This window comes from Flavobacterium frigidimaris (genome assembly GCF_002217275.1).
Taxonomy (GTDB): domain Bacteria; phylum Bacteroidota; class Bacteroidia; order Flavobacteriales; family Flavobacteriaceae; genus Flavobacterium; species Flavobacterium aquidurense.
On the sequence record NZ_MUGV01000016.1, the window covers coordinates 188,655 to 213,119 of the forward strand.

Annotated in this window: 25 protein-coding genes; 17 read left to right on the top strand and 8 right to left on the bottom strand. The window is 32.9% G+C overall.

The genetic code is table 11. The features are described from left to right. Window positions 1-52: 52 nt before the first annotated feature. A complete protein-coding gene (locus B0A65_RS09890; protein WP_074659743.1) occupies window positions 53-766 on the bottom strand; it encodes a pyridoxine 5'-phosphate synthase in 714 nt (237 codons plus the stop codon). 116 nt (window positions 767-882) lie between these two features. On the opposite strand from B0A65_RS09890, the gene B0A65_RS09895 reads away from it, so the two are divergent. The 8 genes from B0A65_RS09895 (at window position 883) to murI (ending at window position 9,357) form a co-directional block, all read left to right on the top strand. After that, entirely contained in the window at window positions 883-1,542 is a 660-nt protein-coding gene (locus tag B0A65_RS09895) for a CBS domain-containing protein (RefSeq protein ID WP_074659742.1), read from the top strand. A 111-nt stretch (window positions 1,543-1,653) separates the two neighbouring features. Further along, window positions 1,654-2,538 (top strand): NAD kinase, encoded by an 885-nt coding sequence (locus B0A65_RS09900; RefSeq protein WP_074659741.1) that lies wholly within the window; start codon window positions 1,654-1,656, stop codon window positions 2,536-2,538. Between the two features lie 173 nt (window positions 2,539-2,711). Further along, window positions 2,712-3,401 (top strand): type IX secretion system protein PorG, encoded by a 690-nt coding sequence (porG, locus tag B0A65_RS09905; RefSeq protein ID WP_074659740.1) that lies wholly within the window; start codon window positions 2,712-2,714, stop codon window positions 3,399-3,401. A gap of 4 nt (window positions 3,402-3,405) precedes the next feature. Then, window positions 3,406-4,146 carry an isoprenyl transferase gene (locus tag B0A65_RS09910; RefSeq protein ID WP_074659739.1) on the top strand — a complete coding sequence of 247 codons (741 nt, stop codon included), beginning with the start codon at window positions 3,406-3,408 and terminating at the stop codon, window positions 4,144-4,146. After that, on the top strand, window positions 4,079-6,838 hold the full coding sequence (locus B0A65_RS09915; RefSeq protein WP_074659738.1) for a BamA/OMP85 family outer membrane protein: 2,760 nt from the start codon (window positions 4,079-4,081) through the stop codon (window positions 6,836-6,838). The genes B0A65_RS09910 and B0A65_RS09915 overlap by 68 nt, the downstream gene beginning before the upstream one ends. A gap of 48 nt (window positions 6,839-6,886) precedes the next feature. Continuing rightward, window positions 6,887-7,909 carry an OmpH family outer membrane protein gene (locus B0A65_RS09920; protein WP_074659737.1) on the top strand — a complete coding sequence of 341 codons (1,023 nt, stop codon included), beginning with the start codon at window positions 6,887-6,889 and terminating at the stop codon, window positions 7,907-7,909. Window positions 7,910-7,923: 14 nt separating this feature from the next. Then, on the top strand, window positions 7,924-8,427 hold the full coding sequence (locus B0A65_RS09925; RefSeq protein ID WP_198528484.1) for an OmpH family outer membrane protein: 504 nt from the start codon (window positions 7,924-7,926) through the stop codon (window positions 8,425-8,427). 153 nt (window positions 8,428-8,580) lie between these two features. Beyond that, window positions 8,581-9,357, top strand: a complete 777-nt coding sequence (gene murI, locus B0A65_RS09930; protein ID WP_074659736.1) for a glutamate racemase — start codon at window positions 8,581-8,583, stop codon at window positions 9,355-9,357. Between the two features lie 5 nt (window positions 9,358-9,362). Here the strand turns inward: murI and B0A65_RS09935 are convergent, their stop codons facing one another. Together B0A65_RS09935 and B0A65_RS09940 are read right to left on the bottom strand one after the other, a co-directional pair. Further along, window positions 9,363-10,598 carry an aromatic hydrocarbon degradation protein gene (locus B0A65_RS09935; RefSeq protein WP_074659735.1) on the bottom strand — a complete coding sequence of 412 codons (1,236 nt, stop codon included), beginning with the start codon at window positions 10,596-10,598 and terminating at the stop codon, window positions 9,363-9,365. After that, on the bottom strand, window positions 10,599-11,927 hold the full coding sequence (locus B0A65_RS09940) for a DUF4270 family protein (protein ID WP_074659734.1): 1,329 nt from the start codon (window positions 11,925-11,927) through the stop codon (window positions 10,599-10,601). A gap of 230 nt (window positions 11,928-12,157) precedes the next feature. On the opposite strand from B0A65_RS09940, the gene B0A65_RS09945 reads away from it, so the two are divergent. The 6 genes from B0A65_RS09945 to B0A65_RS09970 all read left to right on the top strand — a co-directional run bounded on the left by B0A65_RS09945 (window position 12,158) and on the right by B0A65_RS09970 (window position 17,003). Continuing rightward, the gene (locus B0A65_RS09945; RefSeq protein WP_074659733.1) at window positions 12,158-13,000 is read left to right on the top strand and encodes a DUF6268 family outer membrane beta-barrel protein; all 843 of its coding nucleotides are present in this window, start codon (window positions 12,158-12,160) and stop codon (window positions 12,998-13,000) included. A 16-nt stretch (window positions 13,001-13,016) separates the two neighbouring features. Then, window positions 13,017-14,024, top strand: a complete 1,008-nt coding sequence (locus B0A65_RS09950) for a Kelch repeat-containing protein (RefSeq protein WP_074659732.1) — start codon at window positions 13,017-13,019, stop codon at window positions 14,022-14,024. After that, window positions 14,011-14,346 (top strand): DUF4907 domain-containing protein, encoded by a 336-nt coding sequence (locus B0A65_RS09955; protein ID WP_242670260.1) that lies wholly within the window; start codon window positions 14,011-14,013, stop codon window positions 14,344-14,346. The genes B0A65_RS09950 and B0A65_RS09955 overlap by 14 nt, the downstream gene beginning before the upstream one ends. Then, a complete protein-coding gene (locus B0A65_RS09960) occupies window positions 14,347-15,459 on the top strand; it encodes a sensor histidine kinase (protein ID WP_074659730.1) in 1,113 nt (370 codons plus the stop codon). Between the two features lie 12 nt (window positions 15,460-15,471). Then, the gene (locus B0A65_RS09965) at window positions 15,472-16,182 is read left to right on the top strand and encodes a dioxygenase family protein (RefSeq protein WP_074659729.1); all 711 of its coding nucleotides are present in this window, start codon (window positions 15,472-15,474) and stop codon (window positions 16,180-16,182) included. Window positions 16,183-16,286: 104 nt separating this feature from the next. Then, window positions 16,287-17,003: a LytR/AlgR family response regulator transcription factor gene (locus tag B0A65_RS09970; RefSeq protein ID WP_074659728.1), complete on the top strand. Its 717-nt coding sequence runs from the start codon at window positions 16,287-16,289 to the stop codon at window positions 17,001-17,003. Window positions 17,004-17,017: 14 nt separating this feature from the next. Here the strand turns inward: B0A65_RS09970 and B0A65_RS09975 are convergent, their stop codons facing one another. Beyond that, complete coding sequence (locus B0A65_RS09975) at window positions 17,018-17,536, bottom strand: gamma carbonic anhydrase family protein (protein ID WP_056188236.1); 519 nt, start codon at window positions 17,534-17,536, stop codon at window positions 17,018-17,020. A 6-nt stretch (window positions 17,537-17,542) separates the two neighbouring features. Continuing rightward, entirely contained in the window at window positions 17,543-18,532 is a 990-nt protein-coding gene (locus B0A65_RS09980) for a PorP/SprF family type IX secretion system membrane protein (RefSeq protein ID WP_074659727.1), read from the bottom strand. A gap of 142 nt (window positions 18,533-18,674) precedes the next feature. Between B0A65_RS09980 and B0A65_RS09985 the strand changes: the two genes are divergently transcribed. From B0A65_RS09985 to B0A65_RS09995, 3 genes are all read left to right on the top strand, one after another. Next, a complete protein-coding gene (locus tag B0A65_RS09985) occupies window positions 18,675-19,574 on the top strand; it encodes a NifU family protein (RefSeq protein ID WP_074659726.1) in 900 nt (299 codons plus the stop codon). 157 nt (window positions 19,575-19,731) lie between these two features. Beyond that, window positions 19,732-20,139, top strand: a complete 408-nt coding sequence (locus tag B0A65_RS09990) for a hypothetical protein (protein ID WP_074659725.1) — start codon at window positions 19,732-19,734, stop codon at window positions 20,137-20,139. Between the two features lie 90 nt (window positions 20,140-20,229). After that, a complete protein-coding gene (locus B0A65_RS09995) occupies window positions 20,230-21,039 on the top strand; it encodes a mechanosensitive ion channel family protein (RefSeq protein ID WP_074659724.1) in 810 nt (269 codons plus the stop codon). A gap of 8 nt (window positions 21,040-21,047) precedes the next feature. Here the strand turns inward: B0A65_RS09995 and tsaB are convergent, their stop codons facing one another. From tsaB to B0A65_RS10010, 3 genes are read right to left on the bottom strand one after another with little or no spacing between them, the layout of a single operon-like run. Beyond that, on the bottom strand, window positions 21,048-21,722 hold the full coding sequence (gene tsaB, locus B0A65_RS10000; protein ID WP_074659723.1) for a tRNA (adenosine(37)-N6)-threonylcarbamoyltransferase complex dimerization subunit type 1 TsaB: 675 nt from the start codon (window positions 21,720-21,722) through the stop codon (window positions 21,048-21,050). Between the two features lie 25 nt (window positions 21,723-21,747). Continuing rightward, window positions 21,748-23,037: an efflux RND transporter periplasmic adaptor subunit gene (locus tag B0A65_RS10005; RefSeq protein ID WP_074659722.1), complete on the bottom strand. Its 1,290-nt coding sequence runs from the start codon at window positions 23,035-23,037 to the stop codon at window positions 21,748-21,750. Window positions 23,038-23,043: 6 nt separating this feature from the next. Next, complete coding sequence (locus tag B0A65_RS10010; RefSeq protein WP_074659721.1) at window positions 23,044-24,429, bottom strand: TolC family protein; 1,386 nt, start codon at window positions 24,427-24,429, stop codon at window positions 23,044-23,046. Window positions 24,430-24,465: the final 36 nt, after the last annotated feature.

Genomic DNA, 24,465 nt, shown 5'->3' on the forward strand with positions numbered 1-24,465 from the left:
GAGACTCTCTGCGCTTTTTTGTGTATCTCTGAGAAATAACTTTTAACAAATCTTACTTCAATTTATTTAAATACATATTCACCACATTATCTAAGCCAAGATAAAGGGCTTCAGCAATCAAAGCGTGTCCAATTGAAACTTCTAATAATCCCGGGATATTTTGTTTAAAAAACTGAATATTATCCAAACTTAAATCATGTCCGGCATTAATTCCTAAACCTAGTTCGTTTGCTAATTCTGCAGCTTTAACATAAGGATCGATTCCGTTTTTATTCCCTAAATCATATTGATGTGCAAAAGCTTCTGTATATAATTCAATTCGCTCAGTTCCGGTTTTTTTTGCCCCTTCGATCATTTCCAAAACCGGATCCACAAAAATCGAAGTTCTGATTCCGTTGCGCTGAAACTCCTGAATAACTTCGGCTAAATAATCCTGATTTTTTATAGTATCCCAACCTGCAGAAGAGGTAATTGCTCCAATGGCATCAGGAACTAAAGTCACCTGAGTTGGCTTGCACTCTAAAACCAAATCAATAAAATTATGCTGAGGATTTCCTTCAATATTATATTCGGTATAAACAATAGATTTTAAATCTCGTGCATCCTGATAACGTATGTGACGTTCGTCTGGACGCGGGTGAATCGTAATTCCTTGTCCACCAAATTTCTGAATATCGGTTGCCACTTTTAATAAATCAGGAACATTTCCGCCTCTCGCATTACGTAAGGTTGCAATTTTATTGATATTTACACTTAACTTTGTCATATAAATAGATAATTAATTCTAGTAACACTATATTTGTTACGACAAAAATACAAAGTAAAACGTAGCAGTTTTTGCTATTTTTTGATTATTTTGCATCAAATATTTCCAACTGATTTATGACAGAAATTACCAACTATATCACAAACGATTTTCGAGCAATTGATAGTCAGGAAACGATAGCCTCGGTTCAGGACTTTTTTGCCGATGTTAATTTTTCGCATTTTCCGGTTTTGGAAAACAGCATCTTCATTGGAAGTATTGCTTCTGATGATGTGGAAACTTTTGATACTGACAAAAAAGCGATTGACTACAAATATACTTTAGAACGTTTTTTTGCCAGAAAATCGATGATGTGGCTTGATGTTTTAGAAGTTTTTGCTAAAAATCACACCAATACAGTTCCTGTTATTGATGAAAATAATACCTATATAGGTTATTATGAGATGGAAGACATCATGAAATTTTTTCAGGAAACCCCATTTTTAAAAGAACAAGGCGGTATTATAATTGTTCAAAAAGGACTATTAGATTACTCTATGGGACAGGTGACTCAAATTGTAGAAAGTAATAATGGTAAAATTTTGGGTTGTTTTATCTCTGAAGCTGACTTAGAAAATGTTCAGATAACAGTAAAAATAGGTGTTGGGCCAATGAACGAAATTATTCAGACCTTTAGACGATACAACTATGAAATTATTTCAGAACATCAGGAAGATGCCTATATTAATAGTTTAAAAGAACGTTCTGATTATTTAGACAAATACCTTAATATATAAGAATTAGAAAATTAGATAATGTGTCAATTAGATAATTCTTAACACTGATACATTTATCTGTTTTTTTTAATTGACAAATTATCTAATTGACACATTATCTAATTAAAAAGAATGAAAGTAGCCATATACGGACAGTATTACCAAAACAGTACAGAACCTATTATTAAAGATATTTTTCAGTTTTTCAAGTCCAATAATGTAGAAATGGTAATTGAAGAAACTTTCCTGAAAATGCTTTATGAAAAAGAGCTGATAAAAAAAGAATACAAAACTTTTTCATCCAGTACTTCCCTAGACAGCAGTTTTGAAATGCTGATTAGCATTGGTGGAGACGGAACGATCTTGAGAGCAGCAACTCTTGTTCGGAACTCTGGCGTTCCAATTTTAGGAATCAATGCAGGAAGATTAGGTTTTCTGGCTACTGTTCAAAAAGAAAAAATCGATAGCTTTTTACAATTTGTAATTGACAAAAAATATACTACTTCAGAACGAACATTATTAAGTCTAACTTGCGAACCACAGAATGATGCCATTGCAGAGTTAAATTTCGCCATGAATGAAGTTACAGTAAGCCGAAAAGATACTACATCGATGATTACTGTAGAAACTTATTTAAATAATGAATATTTAAATTCTTATTGGGCAGATGGATTAATCATTTCGACGCCAACCGGTTCTACCGGATATTCATTAAGTTGCGGCGGTCCAATATTAACTCCTAATGTGGCAAGTTTGGTTATCACACCAATAGCACCTCACAACTTGACCGCAAGACCACTAGTAATTCCTGATGATACCGAGATCAAACTTCGTGTTTCCGGAAGAGAAGATCAATACTTAATTTCTCTGGATTCCAGAATTTCTTCTGTAAAAAATGAATCTGTTTTAACTATTAAAAAAACAGATTACAAAATAAAAATGGTCGAAATTCCAGGCGAAACTTTCTTAAAAACCCTTAGAAATAAATTACTTTGGGGAGAAGATAAAAGAAATTAAGCTTATTTCTTATTTCATACTATACGATAATACCACATTTTCTCGTTCTGCATGTAGTGAATCATCATTAAATGTCTCAAAATCATATCGTAAATTGAAAAAAAAGCACATTTAACTAAAGGAACGTTGATTCGTATCGATAATTATTATATTTGCACGCAATTTTGAATTAAATGAAGAAAATTTTTAATTTATTGTTATGTTTTTTCCCCTTTATCACACTAAATGCTCAAATCAATGAGATTGGTGTTTTTCTTGGCGGAAGCAACTTTGTAGGAGATGTAGGAAGCACAACTTATATTGCTCCTGAAAAACTAGCTTTTGGCGTTTTGTACAAATGGAATAAAAGCCCACGCCACGCGTATCGCTTCTCTTACATGCAATCTACAATTGCAGGAAACGACAAAGATTCAGATGAAACTGGCAGAAGCAACAGAGGTTATAGCTTTGAAAATACTATAAAAGAATTTTCTGCTGGATTAGAATTCAATTTCTTCGATTTTAATCTTCACGATTATCATACAAAAGTTACTCCTTATATATATTCAGGATTAAACTTTTTTATATACGACCAGCTGTATCGATATACAACTAGTCCGAATGTTAATCAATCAAGCAGATCGAGCTCATTTGGAATACCTATAATATTAGGTATAAAATCAAACATATCGCCACATTTTGTTTTAGGTCTTGAAGCAGGAGCACGCTATACCTTTACAGATGCTATTGACGGAAGTAATCCGAAAACAGATAGTGCGAATATATTGAAATTTGGAAATTTAAATAATAATGACTGGTATGTTTTCTCTGGTATTACTTTAACCTATACCTTTGGACAAAAACCTTGCTATTGCGCAGAATAATAAAATGAACTTACTAGACTCTATAGATCAAACAAATTTACCTAAACATTTAGCCATTATCATGGACGGAAATGGGCGTTGGGCAAAGCAACAAGGCTTTCTACGTGCCTTTGGACATGAAAACGGAACCAAATCGGTAAAAAAAACAATTACTACTTGTGCCAAACTTGGTATCGCGTATTTAACTCTCTATGCTTTCTCGACAGAAAATTGGAATCGTCCTAAACTCGAAGTCGAAGCACTAATGAAAATATTAATCAATTCATTAAAAAAAGAGCTTGGTACACTACAGGAAAACAATATCAAACTTAACGCTATTGGGAATCTTGAAAAGCTGCCAAAATCAGCTCAAAAAGAACTTTTGGACGTTATCGATAAGACAAAAAACAATACTCGTCTCACTCTAACTCTCGCCTTAAGCTACGGATCACGGGAAGAATTGGTAAATGCTGTTAGAATCATCAGTGATAAAGTTAAAAATAATATAATTTCATTAGACACTATTGACGATTCAATTATAAATGAGCATCTTTACACGCAAAATTTACCTGACGTAGATTTATTAATACGAACAAGTGGAGAACATAGAATAAGTAATTTTTTGCTGTGGCAGATTGCCTATGCAGAATTATATTTTACTAATGTCTTGTGGCCAGACTTTAAAGATCAAGATTTATATGAGGCTATTATTAGTTATCAAAAAAGAGAACGTAGATTTGGAAAAACCAGTGAACAAATTAAATAATTTTTTAGTGTTACAAAAAAGAATACAAATAGTACTTACCCTACTTCTTTTGGGGAGTTTTTCACAAATAAAAGCACAGGAAAGAGTTCCTTTTGATCAAGGAAAAAAATATATTCTTGCTAAAGTTTCTGTTGTTGGTAAAATAAGCTTCAATGAACAAACTGTTGTTACTTTTTCTGGTCTTCAAAAAGGACAGGAAATAACCGTACCAGGTGAAGAAATCAGTGGTGCTATTAAAAAATTAGGTAAACTTGGCCTATTCGATGAAATTTCTTTTTATGTAAATAAAATTGAAAATGACAGTATTTATTTAGATCTGGATATTGTCGAACTTCCTAAATTAAATGAGGTTAAATTTGTTGGTATAAAAAAGAGTAAAGTAGAAGGATTAATTAAGGATAACAACCTGACAAAGAATAAAATTGTCAACGAAAACTTAATTACAACTACCAAAAATTATATCGAAAACAAATACAAAAAAGAAGGTTTTTATAACACCAAAGTTACAATAACAAATACTCCTGACACTATTGGCGGGCATCAGGTAAATATGCTTGTTCGGGTAGATAAAGGTGATAAAGTAAAAATCAGCAGTATTGATTTCATAGGAAACAAACAACTTACTGACGCTCAATTGAGAGCTGCAATGAAGGATACAAAACAAAAAAATGTTTTTCGTGTTTTAAAAGCCTCAAAATTCATTCCTGAAAAATACAAAACTGACTTAGAGAAAGTAATCGCTGCTTATAAAGAAAAAGGATATCGTGATGCTCGTATTATTTATGACTCTGTTACGTATAACAAGGACAAAAATATGCTAGCCATCAAAATTAATATGGAAGAAGGTAACAAATACTACTTTGGAAATATTAAGTTTTTAGGAAATACTGTTTACTCTGACCAGCTTTTAAACCGTTATTTAGGTATTAAAAAAGGAGAAGTATATAATGGAGTTTTATTAGAAAAAAGGATTGCCGACAATACAAAACCAGATGCAGAAGATATTACCAACCTGTATCAAAACAATGGTTATTTATTCTCAAAAATTAACTCTGTAGAGGTAAGAACAGCTAACGACACAATTGATTTTGAGATCAGAGTTACTGAAGGCCCAATTGCATACTTCAATAAGATTTATGTAACTGGAAATGATAAAACAAATGACCACGTTATTTACCGAGAATTAAGAACCAAACCAGGTGAAAAATACAGTAAAGAACAATTGGTTAGAACTATTCGTGAAATTGGTCAGTTAGGATTCTTTGATCCTGAGGCTATCAAACCTGAATTCAGAAATGTTGATGCAGGAGCAGGAACAGTAGACATCGAGTACCAGGTTGTTGAAAAAGGATCGAGCCAGGTTGAACTTCAGGGTGGTTATGGTGGAGGTGGTTTCATTGGAACCTTAGGACTTTCGTTCAATAACTTTTCTGCACGAAACATGTTCAAAAAAGAAGCCTACAAACCGCTACCAATGGGAGATGGTCAAAAAGTAGCGCTTCGTTTACAAGGAAGTACTTATTTTCAAACCTATAGTTTATCATTTTCTGAACCATGGTTTGGAGGTAAAAAACCAGTACAATTTAGTTCATCTATCTCTTATAGTACACAGTACTTAAATAATTACATTACAAGAGATGTAGACAAAAGCAAAAGTTTTAATATTTTTACTGTACAAGTTGGGTTAGCAAAAAGGTTAACTGTACCGGATGATTATTTCGTTCTATCACAATCGGTAAGTTACCAACATTACGATCTTAATAATTACAACACCGGTCTATTTACCTTTGGTAACGGAGCATCGAGAAACTTAGCGTATACAATTGGACTTTCAAGAAGTAATAAAGGGGTTAATCCAATATTCCCAACTTATGGTTCAGAGTTTAGTATCTCAGCGAAGGTAACTCCTCCCTATTCATTGTTTAACGGAATTAACTATGCTGATTTACCAAATCAGAAAGAATATAAAATGCAATACACCGGAGAAAATACCTCTGGTGCTGACGGACAACCTTTAAACAAAGGTGATTATATGAAGGCAGTTGGTACTAATTCATCAGGTCAAATTTTATATGATAGTGTTGGATCTGATTATGCAAGTGCTGATACCGATCAGGGTAAAGTGGATCAGAAAAGATACAATTGGTTAGAATATTATAAAATTAAGTTTAAAGCAGATTGGTATACTAAAGTATATGGAAAATTAGTTTTAAGAACATTAACCGAATTTGGTTTCTTAGGAGCTTATGATCAGGCAAGAGGAGTTGTACCTTTCGAACGTTTTTACTTAGGTGGAGACGGAATGGCAAACTACTCAATGGATGGTAGAGAGACGATTCAGTTGAGAGGTTATCCTAACAACTCTTTAACTCCGGTAAATGCTAAAGGAGAACAAATTGGAGCAACAATTTATAACAAATTCTCAATGGAATTACGTTATCCAATTACATTGAAATCATCAGCCTCTATCTATGCATTAACCTTCTTAGAAGCAGGTTCATCATATCCAACTTTTAAAGATTACAACCCGTTTGACTTAAGTCGTTCAGCAGGTTTTGGTTTACGTGTATTTATGCCGGCATTTGGATTACTAGGGATTGATTTAGGATATGGATTTGATGCACTTCCTGGATCTGTTACCAATAAAGCAAACGGTTGGGAAACGCACTTTATCATTGGTCAACAATTTTAGTCCAATTTTTAGTACATTTGGCTAAGGATTTGAAAATAAAGTAATGTTATGAGAAAACAATTTTTATTTATATTTTTAGCCCTGATTGTAGCAAATGCAAGTCAGGCTCAAACAAGAACGACTCGAATTGGCTACATCGACATGGAATACATTTTGGAAAATGTTTCTGATTACAAAGAGGCTACCGCTCAATTAGAGTTGAAAGCACAAAAATGGAAGCAGGAAATTGAAGCCAAAAAAATAGATATAAATACGCTTAAAGAAAGCCTTAAAGCAGAAAAAGCTTTATTGACTAAGGAGCTTATTGATGAAAGAGAAACGGAAATTAAGTTTCTTGAAGATGAAATGCTGGATTATCAGCAAAAACAATTTGGCGCTAATGGGAATTTAATCCATCAGAAAGCGGCGTTGGCAAAACCAATACAAGATCAGGTTTTTACTGCCGTTCAGGATATTGCTGAAGCTAAAAATTATGACTTCATTTTCGACAAATCATCAGATTTGACAATGCTTTTCAGTAATAAGAGATTTGACATCAGCGACCAGGTTATTCGTGTTTTAAACCGAACTGATAAACGTGAGCAATTGACTAAAAAACAATTGAAAGATCAGGAAGCTAAAGAAAGTAAAGAAAATGCAATTGACGAAAACCCGGCAATGGCAGACAGACAAAAAGTGCTTGATGATAGAAAGGCAGCCAGAGAAAAGCTAATTGAAGACAGAAGATTAGAACAAGAGGCCAAGAAAAAAGAGTACGACGACAGAAGAAAAGCAATTTTAGCTGAACGCGAAGCCAAAAAAAATGGCACGGTTTCTGAACCTGCAAAAACAACTGAAGCCGCAAAAACAACAGAGACTGGTAAGACAGACGCTACAGCTAAACCAGCTGCAACAAATGAAACAACACCACCAGCAGACCCTGCTGTAAACAAAGCAGAAGAAAGACAAAAACTTTACGAACAGCGTAAAAAAGAATTAGAAGAAAGAAGAAAGAAAATAATAGAAGAAAGAGAAGCGGCTAAAAAAGCAAAAGAAGCCGAAACACAAAAATCAAATACGACCAATAATTAATTAATATTTTAAAAATGATGAAACAAATCAAAACTTTACTAATTGCTGCCATACTAATTTTAGGAGCAAGTAACACAATGAACGCACAGGCTAAGGTAGCCCATGTTGATGTTAGCGAGATTATGTCGAAAATGCCTGCAATGCTTGATGCTCAAAATCAACTACAAAAATTAAGTGCTACATATGATGCTGAATACAAAAAAATGATTGACGAGTACCAAACTAAAATCAAAAAGTATGAAGCTGAAGCAGCAACTGTAACTGAAGCAGTAAACGGAGAACGTTCTAAAGAAGTTCAGGATATGCAAGGTAGAATTACTTCTTACAGAGATAATGCTCAAAAAGAATTACAACAAAAAGATTCTGATATCGTAAAACCAATCATGGAAAAAGTAAAAGCTTCTATCCAAAAAGTTGGAAAAGCTAAAGGATACCAATACGTATTAGATGGTTCTACTTTAATCTTAGCAGATGGTCCAAACATTACTGCTGATGTAAAAAAAGATTTAGGATTCTAAAAAAACGAATTTCTTAGTATAAACTGCCCAAATTTTTAAAAAAAGTTTGGGCAGTTTTTTTGTATATTAAATTATGATTAAAAAACAATAGTATTCGATAATTTCAGTTTACTAAGGATATAAATCTATTTCAAAAAATACTAAATTTGCAGTATGACGAACAATAATCCTATAGGCGTTTTTGATTCCGGTATTGGAGGAACTTCCATTTGGAGCGCCATTCATGATCTACTTCCAAATGAAAAAACGATCTATTTAGCAGACAGCAAAAATGCTCCTTATGGCCAAAGAACCAAGGATGAAATTGTAGCTTTAAGTAAAAAAAATGTTGATTTTTTACTGGAGCAAAATTGCAAAATAATCGTCGTAGCCTGCAATACTGCCACAACAAATGCTATTCGTGAACTTCGCGCTACCTATGACATTCCGTTTATAGGAATTGAACCGGCCATAAAACCGGCAGCTAATAATTCAAAAACACAAGTAATTGGAATTTTGGCCACTAAAGGAACATTAAATAGTGAATTGTTCAATAAAACTGCCGAAATGTTTCAGCATACTACGATCATTGAACAAGTTGGCCATGGCCTTGTTCAGCTTATTGAAGACGGAAACCTGAACTCGCCAGAAATGACTCAATTATTAGAATCCTATTTGCAACCTATGATTGATGCTAATATCGATTATCTGGTTTTGGGGTGCAGCCATTATCCTTACTTGATTCCACAAATTAAAAAAATCCTTCCTGACCATATTCAAATTATTGATTCAGGGGAAGCCGTAGCCCGTCAGACACAAAATGTTTTGCGCGAAAAAGTGGGTTTCTCTGAAAACGAAAAAAGCGAGCCTGAATTTTATGTCAATTCAGATCCCGCAGTTTTAGAGTCGATATTAAATTACAAATATCCCGTGATAAAAAAGGACTTTTAAGCTTCTTATTCTATTTTTCTTTTGACGAACCAAATTCCGTCAAGTGATAAATTAAGAGATATCTTATGGTAATTTTCTTTGATTAGATTATCTGAAATCCTGCCTCTTTGCCCGTAGGAATAAGATATATTTAAAGCTGAATACGTGTTTTCTATTGGTAAAGAAAGTCCAATAGAGATCGCGGCATTATTTACACGTTTACCATCAACTTCAAGATAACCAGTGTCAAAATTTGCTCCTGCTGCATATTCAACGCTATCCCAATATTTTCGAATGTTTCTTTTACCTCTATAAGTAAATCCAAGCGCAAATCGATCCTGATTTACAAAATTTCCGTACAATTCAGATTGATTGGAATCACTCCATAAACTTTTTTCATAATCTAATGTCATGCTCAAATTATTTTTAAAACGCTTGTTAATCCCTACTCCAATTTCCAGAGGCATATAATAATCATCTGTATCTGAAGCAACATCTGATTCTACAGTAGTCACAACCTCATCTGAAATGGTCTTAACCGTTTGGACTTTAGATGCTTTAATTTGAGTTGGTACTTTAAATGTTGTACCAATCGTTAAAGTAGAATCAATTTTATATTGTGCTCCTATTGTGGCACGCACACCATTATAATCTGTTTTTTTATGAATGGTTGTAATTGAATTTATTACTAAAAAACTTCGATCATCGACTGTGTTTCCAAACAACAAGGCTGCAGAAACACCAGCAGATACTTTCTTTCCAAATCGATACCCATAAGAGAAATCAAAATTATTTAATCCGCCTGAACCTGTAGCTGTCATATAATAATATTCCTGGCTATTTTCGATGGGCAACTTTAAATTAGAAATTTTAAATGCTGCACTCGAATACGGCCTTAAAGCCACACTAAAACCAGAATTCTTAGTGACTGGAAAAGCAAAAGCAATATGCGAAAATTGAAAATTATTACGATTCTCTGTTCTGGAGCCACTTTGATAAGTTGTTGCGATAGCTTTTCCTCCAATATCAAACATAAAATGATTTTGAGGTAAGTAACCTAACGACGACGGATTTAAATTATTAATAAATGTAGTTGAAGGCAAAGCAATTCCCGAACCTCCAATAGATGGAATCATACCAAAATCAGAATCATATACGCTCCCTACACCGTATAACGAATAAGGAGAACTGGAAATACTTTGTGAAAATGAAGTCAGAGACATCAACAGCAAACAACTTAAAAAAACTATTTTATTTTTCATTTAATAAGAGATGTAATAAATTTTCAATTGAATTTTATTGTTAGGATGCTTTTGATCTCCCAAAACAATTCTGTTTACCGCCTTCGAAATGACGGGCAATGTCAGAATCAAAGAAGATCTTGAATCAGACTGTTTCCACATTTCTTTTTGTAGAAACCATCCAATAGGAATAGTGTATCCAACATTCTCATTAAACTCGTCTGTCTTTTTGTTCAAAAGACCATAAACAGTTGCTCCGGCAGAATTTACCAAAGAGCCACTCATTCTATTTAAATTATCAGCTATATAGACTTTCAGCGAATCGGCCAAAGGATATTGTTCCGAGTACGAATTATTAACCGGCTTTAGAATTAATTGTGCATCAACAATGGCGCCCTTCTCTGATATATTTTTAAGTTGCTTAATATTTGGAAAGTCAATTCGGCAGGCGACTCCTGTACCAGACTGAATAAATCCTTGCCGATTGGTGAGTGAACTTGATAATTTACTACTGAAGGCTGGTAAATCCTGAATTAAAGTTCCTGTTTTATCCAAAGAAATAGAATTAAACTGCCTTGTAACATCTGAAATTGTAAATTCAACCACATAAGGTTTTTCTTCAATATCTTTAGGAGATCTCGAATAATACATTCTAATCATGCTCTTTGAGGTATTAAAACCAATAACACTCGACGAGTTAGAATTTGAAGGAACCAATACAAGTCCTTTTAAATATTCTGTAAAACTATCAAAGTCTGTAACTTCTCTTTTTTTCATTTTTTGAAAAAGTGCAGCTCCAAAAGTATCGTTCATTTTGATTGTGATAGAATCTTTTTCGATTGGCCGTGGCTTATATGACATTGATCCGACACTCTCATCATCATAAGTCAAAGTAGAATTATTATAAAAGCTTTTGTCTTCTACATTAGGCTTAACTTTCTGAGTCAGACGATGAATATCGAAAGTTTGCACTTTTGTCGTATCACCATAATGGTAGTTATCATATTTCAGTGTCATGACGATAGAATCAAAAACATAGCTTACTGTTTCTGTATCTGAGCCACTGGTATTTAAACTATAAACATTAGGCACAACCTGAAAATAACTATCCGATTTTACTTTTCCAAAAATAGGATCATCGTAGTTTCCAATTAAAATACGACTTTGATTAGAAGTAACAAGTGAGTCAAAATTTATTGTTGACATATCTACCGTTAAAGTATCAATTAAAACGACTTTGTTATTTAAAGCTAAATAGTCTGATCCTACAACAAATTCGCCAGCATCTGTATCTGTGCCGCATGAAAATAGAGTTACAGCGAAAAACAACATCAATATAAACTTGTGCATAATAAAATTTTTGAACAAATATAAAATGCACTCTTCTGCACCACACTATAACATATACAGCCGAGCATTTTTGAACTATAAATAGCAACAAAACATCTACAACACCCTTACAGTAGCAAATACTTCATTCAGCTATAAAAAGAGCTCTTTTGTCTATCAAAACACACCATACATATATCTTCTTTTTTTTAAAAACATTAGGAACATACTTTTGAGCCAATATATAAGTAATGAAAATACCGTTTTTAATATGTTCGCTTTTTACAATTTCATTTTACAGTATGAAAGCACAGGATAAAATAGCTGTAGATATAAATTTAAAAACAGAGCCTACTGATAAAATTAATTTTACCGAGACTAATATTCAATTTAAGATCAATAAAGAAATAGATACTGAAAGGAAGGTAACGAATACATTAGAATATTCTCATTTGAATATCAATTATGAATTAGGCAGTTTTGAATCATTTGAAAATTCGGATCATTTTAATCAATTACAAAACCAATTTGAATTTTCACAAAATGTTTCAAAAACAACAGGATTAAAATTTGCTCTGACACCCACTGCCAATTTTCAGCAAAATTTTGGCATTTCAGATATAACAATTTTAGGCAGTATTGAAGTTTATCAAAAATTGACCTCTAAGACAGAGTTAAATGTTGGTGTTGCCAGGACAACCGTTTTTGGATATCCTAAAATCATACCTGTTTTATCTTTAAACTTTAGAATTAATGATAAAAGTACTATGCTGATTGGGTTTCCTGATTCTAAGTTAGAATATTCAAATAATGTCCGGAACAAGTTAAGCCTGACCAATAGTTTTAATGGTAATTTTTACAATTTAGACTCACAAATGGCTCTAAATAAAGAGGCAACAAAGGTGAACTTATCGCAAATGACATCTGCTTTTGAATACGAAAGAAATGTAGACCACAATTGGTTTTTAAATTTTAAAGGAGGCTACAATTTTAATAAAAAGTACACACTGATTGATAACGAGAATCATGAGGTATATGACTATAATACGGGCAACGGATATATTTTAAGCATTGGCATCAAATACAAACAATAAATAAATTTAATACACTATGAATAATTTGAAAAAAGGAATATTATTCGCGACACTATTATCGAGTCTCTTTTTTATAAGCTGCAGCAATGATGATGAGGATGATGATTTAATAGGGAACTGGGTTAAAAAATCAGCATTTGATGGACCTGCAAGATCTAGTGCTACTAGTTTTGTTATTGGGGATTATGCATATGTGGTAACCGGTTATACTGGCGATGTTTATTTGAAGGATTTATGGGCCTACAATTCTAATGGTGATTATTGGGAACAAAAAGCTGATTTTCCAGGAGTTGCCAGAAGTTCTGCTTCTAGTTTTACCTTAAATGAGAAAGGATATGTTGGTCTTGGTTATGACGGAACTAACAAATTAAAAGATTTTTATCAATATGATCCAACAAGCAATAGCTGGAATCAAAAAACAGATTTCGGAGGAACTGGCCGTTATGGAGCATTAGGATTTCAGGTTGGTGGAAAAGCTTACTTTGGCACTGGATACGATGGAAATTATCTTAAAGATTTTTATCAATATAACGATCAGGCTAATACCTGGACACTTGTAAATGGATTTAGTGGAAATAAAAGACGTAATGCTGCCGTTTTGGTAATTGGTGACAAAGCTTACTTAGGAACCGGAATTAATAACGGAGTTTATCAGGAAGACTTTTGGGAATTTGATCCTTCAACAGAAGTGTGGACAAGAAAACGAGACATCGATAAAGACGATGATGATGATGAAACATTCAATGACGATTATGCACTTGTTCGTGCAAATGCTTCAACTTTTACCATGAATGGACTAGGATATCTTGTAGGTGGAGAAAATATTAAAACCGTGTGGGAATACAATCCATCAACAGATTTATGGGTAGAAAGAACACCAATGGAAGGCGCAACCAGAACAGATGCTGTAGCTTTTGCAATAAACAATAGAGGTTTTTATATGTTGGGAAGAGTGAGCTCTACTTATTTTGATGATGCCTGGGAATTTAAACCGTTAGAGGAACAAAATGATGATGACAATTAATACTAAAAATCAATTCTTCTGGATCTTAATCCAGAAGAATTTACTCTTTCTTTTACTCGCTTTATTATTGACAGCTTGTACAACAAAGACCCCTTTTAAAATCGAATCATTTAAAACAACAAACGGTTGGGGTTATACAATTATCAACAGGGACAAAATACTTATCAAACAATCTATTATACCGGTAATAACCGAAACCAAAAGCTTTACAACTCAGGAAGATGCTTTAAAAGTAGGCAATTTGGTTATCGAAAAACTCAATAAGAACTTATCACCGACGGTAACAAAAAATGATTTAATTTTATTAAAAATAAAATTCTAAATGAATATAGATACCATCAGAAGTACCAGCTCAAACAAAATTTTATTCCATAGTATTATATGGACTTTCTTTATTTTGACGTCATTAATTCAATTTTACGAAAGCCCTTTTAGAATCAACAATGATTTTTATGTACAATGGATTACCGGAATCATTCTGTTTTATCTGAATTATTTTTATTTGGTACCTGTATTACTTTTAGAAAAAAAATACTGGCTTTATTTTGTTTTTGCTTTAGCACTAATTCTTCTTTTTATGGTAATCAGGATTAATTATTTTATTCCTGATTTTAATCATGTGAGGCCACCAAACATGTTGCCTCCCAAAATAATGCCAGATGGTTCAACTGATTTTATGAGAGGAGAAAGACGCATTATAATGGCAAGAAGACAACCCTTGTTTTTTAAAATTGGCCCTTCATTATTTTACATTTTAATCTTAACCATAAGCGCTATAATTAGAACACTAACAGAGTTTTACAACAATCAACAAAACAAATTAATTGCCGAAACACATCGAACAAATACTGAATTAATTTATTTGCGTAAGCAAACTAATCCGCATTTTTTATTTAATTCTTTAAACAGTATTTATTCATTGGCACACAAAAAATCTGATTTGGTCCCTGATGCCATCGTAACATTATCGGAGTTAATGCGGTATATGCTGTATGAAACTGATAATAAAACGGTGGCTTTAGAAAAAGAAATTAATTATATCCAAAATTACATTGAGCTACAAAAATTACGACTTAATGACATCGAAGACATTGTAATAAATGTTCATGGTGATACCCGAAATAAATTTATAGAACCACTTTTGCTGATTTCATTTGTTGAAAATGCATTCAAATACGGAACAGATTATAAAGGTGCCGCTCACGTAAAAATAAAAATCTTCATACACGAAAACAGTCTGGATTTTTGGATAGAAAATACTATTGAAGATTACAGAAAAGATCCTGAAAATTCAGGAATCGGACTGGTAAATATAAAAAACCGTCTCGATTTACTGTATCCAAACGCTCATCAATTAGATATAACGCAAGACAATCAATATTACCGTGTGCATTTAAATTTAAAATTAGATGAAATTCAAACACCAATTAATTAATAACGATTGATTATGGACAGAAAAAAATTCATACGAAATGGTATTTTAGGAATTGCTTCTCTTGCTACAGCTTCAAAGTTATTAGAATCCTGTTCTAAAAGCGACAATGATGATAGGGGTTCAGATTCTTCAGGTGATGGAAGTTGCTCTGTTTCTCCAGCCGAGACAAAAGGTCCGTTTCCTATAAAAACACCAAGTCAATTGGTTTTGGAAAATATAAAATCAGACCGAATTGGAGTTGCCTTGCTTATTAATTTAACCATCGAAAATAAAAATAAAAATTGCGTCGCCTTAGAAGGTGTTCTGGTCGATGTATGGCATTGTGATAAAGATGGAAATTATTCTGAATATGGAGGAACTTCTATGCAACAAACCAATTATACAACGGTTCATTTTTTAAGAGGAAGGCAAACTACCAATGCCAAAGGAGAAGTATCCTTTATTTCTATTTTTCCTGGTTGGTACCAAGGCAGAGCCCCGCATGTGCATGTCGAAGTTTTAGCGGCGGGTGGTTCTTCATTATTGGTAACTCAAATTGCTTTTCCTGAAAATGTTTCGAGCGAAGTATATTCCAGCACCAATTATGTTGCTCACGGCCAGGCCGACACTTTAAACACAAAGGATAATGTTTTTTCAGATAGTTTAGCTGATGAACTTGCCACATTAACCGGAAATCTAACGGATGGTTACACTTTAAGTAAAACAATAACGGTAAGCGCTTAATTTAAATTTAAGCCAGTAATTTATGAAAATTTTAAAACTTAATTTACTGGTTTAAAACTACTTTTGAAGACCCAAACGAATTTAACATTCTAATACTGAAACAGATGAAATGCGTAATTATAGATGATGAACCTCTAGCGGTTGAATTATTAGAGGATTTTGTCCAAAAAGTAGATTCGCTGGAATTGGTTAGTACTTTCAATAATGCTATTGATGCCGTTTCATTTATCAATCAAACAAATATTGATTTGATTTTTTTAGATATTCAGATGCCTCATTTTTCAGGGATTGAATTTTTAAATACTATTGAAAAAAAACCTTTGATCATTTTTACAACAGCTTATTCTGATTATGCGGTTGAGGGATTTAACCTTGGCGCTGTTGATTATTTGGTAAAACCAATACCGTTTCATCGTTTTTTAAAATCAGTAGTTCGCGCTCAGCAAATTTTTAATCCTGCAGCAGCGGTGCAGGCTATTTCTGAAAATACCACAGCGCCCGAATTAGAACAGGATTTTATGTTTGTGCGAGCTGAGTATGAAAATGTAAAAATGAATTTTGCAGATATTCTATTTATTGAAGGATTAAAAGATTATGTAAAAATCTATACCACAGACAATAAATTTACACTAACATTAATTAGCTTAATAAAACTAGAGAATTTACTTTCCAGCAAAGGATTTTCAAGAATTCACAGATCTTATATAATCAATATAAAACATGTAAAATCAATCCAGAAAAACAAGGTTTTAATTAGCGATAAGCGAATTCCGATTAGTGAAAGTTATAAAAATACTTTCTTCGAAAAGATCAACTTATAATTTATATTTATAATTTATTCTTCGTTTTTAAACCAGCCTGAATACATTACGTAATTGTTTGAAATACGCTCGATTTCACCTGCAAAGTCAGATTGATCAATATCTTTTACTTTTTTAGCGGGAACACCGGCGTAAATACTTCCTGAAGTCACAATAGTATTTTGTGTTACAACTGCTCCGGCGGCTACAATTGCATTACTTTCAACCACACAATTATCCATTACAATTGCTCCCATTCCTATCAAAACATTGTCATGAATAGTGCAACCATGAACAATTGCATTATGTCCAATTGAAACATTGTTTCCTATAATAGTTGGGTGTTTTTGATAAGTACAATGAATAATGGCTCCGTCCTGAATATTAACTTTATTTCCAATTTTAATAAAGTGAACATCTCCGCGAATAACAGCGTTAAACCAAACACTACAAGATTCACCAAAGGTAACATCACCAACAATGGTAGCATTTTCGGCAACATAACAATCCTCTGGGATTGAAGGCGATTTTCCGTTTACAGATTTAATCAGCATAAAAAATTAATTAATTGCCGGACAATTACAATCGTAACGTTCCTTTTTACAAAATAAATTGATCCCTAAAGTAATTTGATGATACCCTCCGGTATCAAATTTTACATCGCCCATTACTTGTGAGTACGTGTAAGCAAACATAAAGTTCTTATAATTTATACCAATAATTGGTGTGAAATATTGCAGTTTTTGAGATGAAACACCACTTCCAGAAACATATTGTGCACCATCAAAACTTCTTCTATATGACAATGCTGCCCATAAACTTCCAAAATCCATGTTTTTGTAAGCTTTCATATTTAAATCTATTGTTTTCTCTTTAGTCTGATCAAATATTTGAAGTAATACCGAAGGTTCCCAGGTAATATTTTCTCTTTTACCAAAAACATACCCCGCACTTAAAAGAAATTTTCTCAAATTATCACTTTCATAATCGGTATACAATTCTCTTCTGGTTTCAAGTAATCCCTGAACAGTAGCATGAGCATAAAAATTTAAATAATTATAAGAGGCACCAACATCAACATTAAAATAAGAATCTTTTTGAATCTGACCGGAAACAATTGGGTCAAACGTTGTTCCAAATGATGTTTCGTCCAGCTGATTTTGAATTACTCCCCCACTAATACCAAAAGAAAGCTGATTCAAATCAATCTCGTCTCTTGAAAACATAATATGATGTGCGTAAGTAAGTTTTACTCCTTTTTGAGAATGATACCCATTTTTGTCATTAAAAACTATAATTCCGGCTCCTGATCGCTCTCCTATTCGACCGTTAAAACTTAACGTTTGAAGTGCTGGCGCATCATCTTGGCCAAACCATTGTTTTCTTGCTGTTAATCTAATTTTGGCACAATTTGCCGCTCCTGCCATAGACGGATGAATCAAATAATAATTATCTGATAAATAGTCTGAGTAAACAGGAATACCTTCTTGGGAAAAAGAGTAAAATGAAGTTAATAAAAAAATAAATAAAACCCTGATTCTAAATTTCATAAAGGCAGCTTTGTTTAAATAAATTATAGACTCCCAATTTAATCCGATTAGTTATAATAAGAATCTTAATTATTTTATTAAAAAACCAAATATAGCCATTAGTAGAAAATAACTTTACTAAATTTGTGAAAAATTACAAGTCATGACAAAAATCACCATAAAGGAAACTCAAAATCCGACTATATTAAAGTTTGAATTTGAAGATTTCATCACTCAAAACCAAAACTTTGAGTTTAAAAATATTGATGAGGCACAAGAATCACCATTAGCACAACAATTATTTTATCTTCCGTTTGTAAAAACAGTTTATATTTCAGGAAATTTTATCGCTATCGAAAGATATAGTATCGTAGAATGGGAAGATGTACAAGACGCTGTTGCAGAACAAATTACAGCATTTATTGATAAAGGTGGCGTTATTATTAAAATCGACGAAAACAAGGCTAAAAAACAACCTATTACAGTGTATGGAGAAACAACTCCAAATCCTGCAGCATTAAAATTTGTCGTAAGCAGAATGTTAACCAGAAATCCGGTAGAATATAAAAATATTGACCAGACGGCTTCTTCTCCATTAGCAAAAGAATTATTTAAATTCCCTTATGTTAAAGAGGTTTTTATTGATGAAAATTACATTTCAGTAACTAAATATGATATAAACGACTGGGATGAGATCACTTTAGAAGTTAGAACGTTTATCAAACAATTTATTGAAAACGGAGGAACAGTTCTAGATGAAAGTTTAATTGAAGTTGCAACAAAAAATGATGTTACAAAAGATGAAGCTTTTGATAAACTGGATACAACTTCACAACAAATCATCAACATCTTAGAAGAATATGTAAAACCTGCAGTTGCTGCTGACGGAGGAAATATTGCATTCGATTCTTATAACGAAAATGACAAAACAGTAAAAGTTATTTTACAAGGTGCTTGTAGCGGATGCCCATCTTCTACTTTTACTTTAAAAAGTGGAATAGAAAACATGTTGAAAAGCATGTTAAATGATGAAGCTATTAAAGTAGAAGCTTTAAATGCATAAAAATAATTTTGAGTAAATACCGAAAGCGTTCACTATAGTGAACGCTTTTTTTATTAGGCACTATCTGTCTATCTTTCAATAAATTATTCTCACAATAACACTATAATTCTGTAAAAAAGTTTAATATTGTATTCTTAACTAATCAATTATAAAAACCATGGGATTATCGTCATTTTTCAAGAATTTATTTGGCACAGCCAAAGAATCTGCAACAGACTTAGCCAATCAGGCTGAAACTACTTTTGAGCAAGCAAAGGAAGCTGCAACTCCTTATATTGAAAAAGCAGAAACTTTTGCAGAAGAGACAATCGCCAAAGCTAAAGAAGCTTCAGAACCAATTCTTGAAAGTGCCGCAGAATATGCACACCAAGCCAAAGATATTGTAAGTGAATATGTGGAAAAAGCTTCAGATTCTATAAGTGACGTAATTGATTCTGTAAAAGAAAAAACAAGTGATATCACTGCCGATACAAAAACAATTGCATCTGAAACTGTAGTTGACGCAAGTGAAACAGCAGCAAAGATTGAAAATAAAACCGCTGACGAAATTGCTGATAAGGAATAGGTACTTATTTTTCTTATAAAGGAAATATCTTTATATTTGCACCACTAATACACCTTCTCGTTTTGAGAAGGTTTTTTTATTCAATAAAACATGATGAGTCCAGAACAAATAAGCACTTACGCCACTAAATTCATTGACGTACTAGTTGATTACGCGCCAAAATTAGTTTCAGCATTTCTAATTTTATTTGTTGGTATATATGCCATCCGATTAATAAATAGGATTATTATAAAAGTAATGGTTCAAAGAAATTTAGATCCTACACTGACAAAATTCCTTTCAGATATCTTGATATGGGCGCTTAGAATTTTGTTGTTTGTAACCTTTATTTCAAAATTGGGTATCGAAACTTCTTCCTTTGTTGCCATTTTAGGAGCAATGGGACTTGCAGTTGGTTTATCATTACAAGGTTCACTTTCTAATTTTGCCGGCGGAATGTTAATTATCGTTTTCAAACCTTTTAAAGTTGGTGATACAATCGAGGCACAAGGGGTTATAGCAACTGTAAGTGAAATCCAGATTTTTGTCACTAAAATGCTTACTGCGAATAATCAAACTGTTTTTGTACCAAACGGTGCATTATCTAACGGAACGATTATTAATTATTCGATGCAGGGAGAAAGAAGAGCCGATTTGACTTTTGCAGTTTCATATGATTCTGATATAAAAAAGGCAAAAGAAGTTCTTTTAGATGTCTTAAATAAAAACCCTAAAGTACTTAAGAAACCTGCACCTGAAGTTTTTGTTAAAAATCTAACAGCTAGCGCTGTAGAATTTTCAGTGCGCCCGTGGGCTAAAAATGCTAATTACGGAGCTGTTTTTTCTGAAACTTTAGAAAATTGCAAAACCGCTTTAGATGAAGCCGGAATTTCAGTTCAACCCTATACTCTTCAAAAATAAAAAGGTTTTTATTGTTTCTTTGAAGGAGGTGCCATCATAAAATCTTTTAAATAATAAGGTTCAAAATAAGCGACATCGACAATGTCGCTTATTTGATATTTATCAAAACTGATTTTACTCATAGCTGAAGCTGAAGGATATTTTATATCTTCCAGAAAAATAAAATTATCTTTTGTCAAAACTGGTTTGCATTTCTCTGCACAATCGCCAACAAAGTAAAGCACATCGGTGTATGCTGAAAAAGAATCTTCTGTAATTACTTCTGCCTGAATTTCTCTTTCAACTTCGAGATTGAAATTAAAAACTTCACTGTAAACTTCCATTCTTCTGGCATCCAACATTGGAATTATTTTCCCATCAGACACTTTGGCCTGAGAAGCCAAAGTTTGTAATGTATCAACCGCTATCAGTGGAATATTTAACGCGAAACATAAACCTTTTGCCGCCGAAACTCCAATTCGCAAACCTGTGTAAGAACCTGGTCCCTGACTTACTGCAATTGCAATCAAATCCTGAACTGTTATTCCTGCTTCGGCAATTGCTTCTTCAATAAAAACATGGAGTTTTTCGGCATGCGAATATCCTTCTTCTGCAATTTCCTTACATAAAATTGTTTCACCATTTTTTGCTATTGCTACAGAACAATTTTTTGTAGCCGTTTCGATATTGAGAATAAAAGACAAAGTATTTATTTTTAGATTATTATATTTATTTCTTTATAACGTCCGCTTTTTTAAGCTTAACCTTATCGCCAGAATTCAATTCTTTTGAAACTGTTGTGTAAGGTCCTGTTATCACAACATCACCAGATTTTAATCCCGACATTACTTCAATATTAGTATCATCCTGAATACCTGTTTTAATGATTCTGATTTTAGCTTTATCCCCTACTTTCACAAAAACACATTCGAATTTTTTGTCGCTTTTTGGTACTACTTTTTTATCATTAGGATCCTCTACTTTAAAATCCTTAACGGCCGCAGTATCTGATTTTACAACTACTGAACTTATCGGCACAGCTAATACATTTGCTTTTGTTTTGGTCAAAATATCAACAGTAGCAGTCATTCCAGGTCTAAATGGAGAATACGAAGCAGATTGGCCTTCTAACAAATCCTGGTAAGATTCTTTTAAAATACGCACTTTTACTTTGAAATTAGTAACCTGATCTGATGTTAAGGTAGAGCTTGCCGAGTTAGAAATACTTGTTACGGTACCTTTAAATTTCTTTTTTAAATAAGCATCGACTTCTACATTGGCTTCATCTCCAATTTTTACTTTCACGATATCATTTTCATTTACATCAACTTCAACTTCCATATTGTTTAAGTTGGCCACTCTCAAAAGCTCTGTTCCTGCCATTTGTTGCGTTCCTAAAACACGCTCTCCTAATTCAACATTTAAAACCGAAATAGTTCCATCTGCCGGAGCATAAATCAAAGTACGACCCAAATTATCTTTTGCCTCCGTTACAGAAGCCGAAGCACTCTGAACATTGTAATACGAACTTTGTTTCGTCGCCTTGGCAACTTCAAAAGTCGCAATTGATTTATCCCAATCCGATTTTGAAATTACGCCCTTATCATATAAGGTTTTATTACGTTCGTAACTCGCTTTTGCTTCTTTAAAATTTGCTTCAGATTGTGACAAACTCGCTTTGGTACCAGATAAATTAGCAACAGATCTATCCAATCCGGAGGTGTACAAATCCGGATTTATTTTTACTAATAAATCTCCTTTTTTAACAACCTGACCTTCTTTTACATTTAATGCAATAATTTCACCTGAAACCATTGATGAAAGTTTCACTTCAATTTCCGGCTGAATTTTCCCTGTTGCCGAAACCGTTTCGACAATAGTTGAAGCCACTACTTTTGAAATCTCTACTTCTTTTCCTTCATCCTTATTTCCTATTACTCCCGATTTCGAAAGACCAACTAAAATTGCAATAATAACTACCGCACCTCCTATTAAGAAATAAACTGTTTTTTTTGACATAATAAATTATTTTGAAATAATTGGGACAATTGGAATTCCAAAGTAGAATTCAAGTATTTTTATTTTAAAAATATAATCATATTTCGTTCTGATAACATCAGACTGTGCATTCGTCAACAGTGTTTGAGCCTGTGTAAAATCAAAAGAATTCATCAAACCAACATCATACTTTTCTTTAGCATAATTATAAGCTTGTTGTCTTGCTTCTAAAGTTACAGTTGATGACTCATACGTATTTAACGCTCCTTTTGCATTTGTAAAAGCAGTATAAACGTTACGTTGCAAATCTAAACTTTTTTGTTCTAAATCTATTTTAGATTTCTCTAAACTAACTTTATTTCTTTCTACATTGTTTCGAACTGCAAAACCGTTAAAAATTGGAACATTTAACTGAAAACCAAAATTGTGTCCTTTATTATCACTAAACTGTTGAAAAACTGGATCCGGACCTGCTAAAATAGGATTACCATTTCCATCTACTCCTACTACTTTATCACTATAACTAGCTCTTGTATTAAATCCGTAAAAACCAGAAAGTGTAGGCTGATAAGCACCTTTTGCAATGGCAACATTTTTCTCAGCAATTTCAAGATTAGTCTGTGCCAGTTTTAATTCTGTTCTTGTTTCTTTTGCTTTATTGTAAATATCAATTGGGCTTTGTGCCATGATATTATTCTCGTCTTTTGCATTTGTATCATCTATTACATCAAAATCTGCAAATTCTTTTAATTGCAAAAGTTGCGCTAAGCTTAATTTTGAGATCAATAAATTATTCTCTGAAACAGTAATTGCCTGTTGATCTGTTGCAATAGTAGCTTTTAGATCGTACAAATCTCCTCTTGGTATTGTTCCGGCGTTTACCATTTCTTCAGATCGTTTGAAGCGTTTCTCATCAATTGATAATTGCTCTTTTTTTACTTTTAACTCTTCCTTATAAGATAAAATTTGGAGAAATGCATTGGCAACATTTAGCGAAATATCTTCCTGCATCTTTAATAATTGAAACTGAGATGCAATAATAGAAAGTTTAGTTCTGCGATACGTATTTTGTATCTGCAAACCTTTGTAAATATCAATTCCGGCATTTAAACCAACAGATGAATACTGAGTCGTCTGGTTACGCAAAAGACCCGTTGTAACATCCTGATTTAAACCAATGTTCCAGGAGTGTGAAGCATTTCCGTTTACTGAAGGCAGATAATTACCAAATGCATCCTTTTTATCGATATCGGCATTTTTCACATCTAGTTCAGATAATTTTATTGTTATATTATTATCAAGTGCATATCGCACACATTCTTCCAATGTCCATTGCTTTGTTTGCGCCTGGGCTGTCAAACCGAACCCGAAAAGTATAGCAAAAACAAGACTATTATATTTATTTATTTTCATATATTTTGAATGAAAGCATAGCATGAACACTACGCA

Bases quoted from the DNA above. Each gene is read 5' to 3' on its own strand.
- B0A65_RS09965 (WP_074659729.1), top strand. From the start codon at position 15,472: ATGGACAGAAAAAAATTCATACGAAATGGTATTTTAGGAATTGCTTCT.
- B0A65_RS09910 (WP_074659739.1), top strand. From the start codon at position 3,406: ATGAACTTACTAGACTCTATAGATCAAACAAATTTACCTAAACATTTA.
- B0A65_RS09925 (WP_198528484.1), top strand. From the start codon at position 7,924: ATGATGAAACAAATCAAAACTTTACTAATTGCTGCCATACTAATTTTA.
- B0A65_RS09895 (WP_074659742.1), top strand. From the start codon at position 883: ATGACAGAAATTACCAACTATATCACAAACGATTTTCGAGCAATTGAT.
- B0A65_RS09960 (WP_074659730.1), top strand. From the start codon at position 14,347: ATGAATATAGATACCATCAGAAGTACCAGCTCAAACAAAATTTTATTC.
- B0A65_RS09900 (WP_074659741.1), top strand. From the start codon at position 1,654: ATGAAAGTAGCCATATACGGACAGTATTACCAAAACAGTACAGAACCT.
- B0A65_RS09990 (WP_074659725.1), top strand. From the start codon at position 19,732: ATGGGATTATCGTCATTTTTCAAGAATTTATTTGGCACAGCCAAAGAA.
- murI (WP_074659736.1), top strand. From the start codon at position 8,581: ATGACGAACAATAATCCTATAGGCGTTTTTGATTCCGGTATTGGAGGA.
- B0A65_RS09980 (WP_074659727.1), bottom strand. From the start codon at position 18,532: ATGAAATTTAGAATCAGGGTTTTATTTATTTTTTTATTAACTTCATTT.
- B0A65_RS09995 (WP_074659724.1), top strand. From the start codon at position 20,230: ATGATGAGTCCAGAACAAATAAGCACTTACGCCACTAAATTCATTGAC.
- B0A65_RS09940 (WP_074659734.1), bottom strand. From the start codon at position 11,927: ATGCACAAGTTTATATTGATGTTGTTTTTCGCTGTAACTCTATTTTCA.
- B0A65_RS09935 (WP_074659735.1), bottom strand. From the start codon at position 10,598: ATGAAAAATAAAATAGTTTTTTTAAGTTGTTTGCTGTTGATGTCTCTG.
- B0A65_RS09955 (WP_242670260.1), top strand. From the start codon at position 14,011: ATGATGACAATTAATACTAAAAATCAATTCTTCTGGATCTTAATCCAG.
- B0A65_RS09915 (WP_074659738.1), top strand. From the start codon at position 4,079: ATGAGGCTATTATTAGTTATCAAAAAAGAGAACGTAGATTTGGAAAAA.
- B0A65_RS09945 (WP_074659733.1), top strand. From the start codon at position 12,158: ATGAAAATACCGTTTTTAATATGTTCGCTTTTTACAATTTCATTTTAC.
- B0A65_RS10010 (WP_074659721.1), bottom strand. From the start codon at position 24,429: ATGAAAATAAATAAATATAATAGTCTTGTTTTTGCTATACTTTTCGGG.
- B0A65_RS09985 (WP_074659726.1), top strand. From the start codon at position 18,675: ATGACAAAAATCACCATAAAGGAAACTCAAAATCCGACTATATTAAAG.
- B0A65_RS09920 (WP_074659737.1), top strand. From the start codon at position 6,887: ATGAGAAAACAATTTTTATTTATATTTTTAGCCCTGATTGTAGCAAAT.
- porG (WP_074659740.1), top strand. From the start codon at position 2,712: ATGAAGAAAATTTTTAATTTATTGTTATGTTTTTTCCCCTTTATCACA.
- B0A65_RS10005 (WP_074659722.1), bottom strand. From the start codon at position 23,037: ATGTCAAAAAAAACAGTTTATTTCTTAATAGGAGGTGCGGTAGTTATT.
- B0A65_RS09950 (WP_074659732.1), top strand. From the start codon at position 13,017: ATGAATAATTTGAAAAAAGGAATATTATTCGCGACACTATTATCGAGT.
- B0A65_RS09890 (WP_074659743.1), bottom strand. From the start codon at position 766: ATGACAAAGTTAAGTGTAAATATCAATAAAATTGCAACCTTACGTAAT.
- B0A65_RS09975 (WP_056188236.1), bottom strand. From the start codon at position 17,536: ATGCTGATTAAATCTGTAAACGGAAAATCGCCTTCAATCCCAGAGGAT.
- B0A65_RS09970 (WP_074659728.1), top strand. From the start codon at position 16,287: ATGAAATGCGTAATTATAGATGATGAACCTCTAGCGGTTGAATTATTA.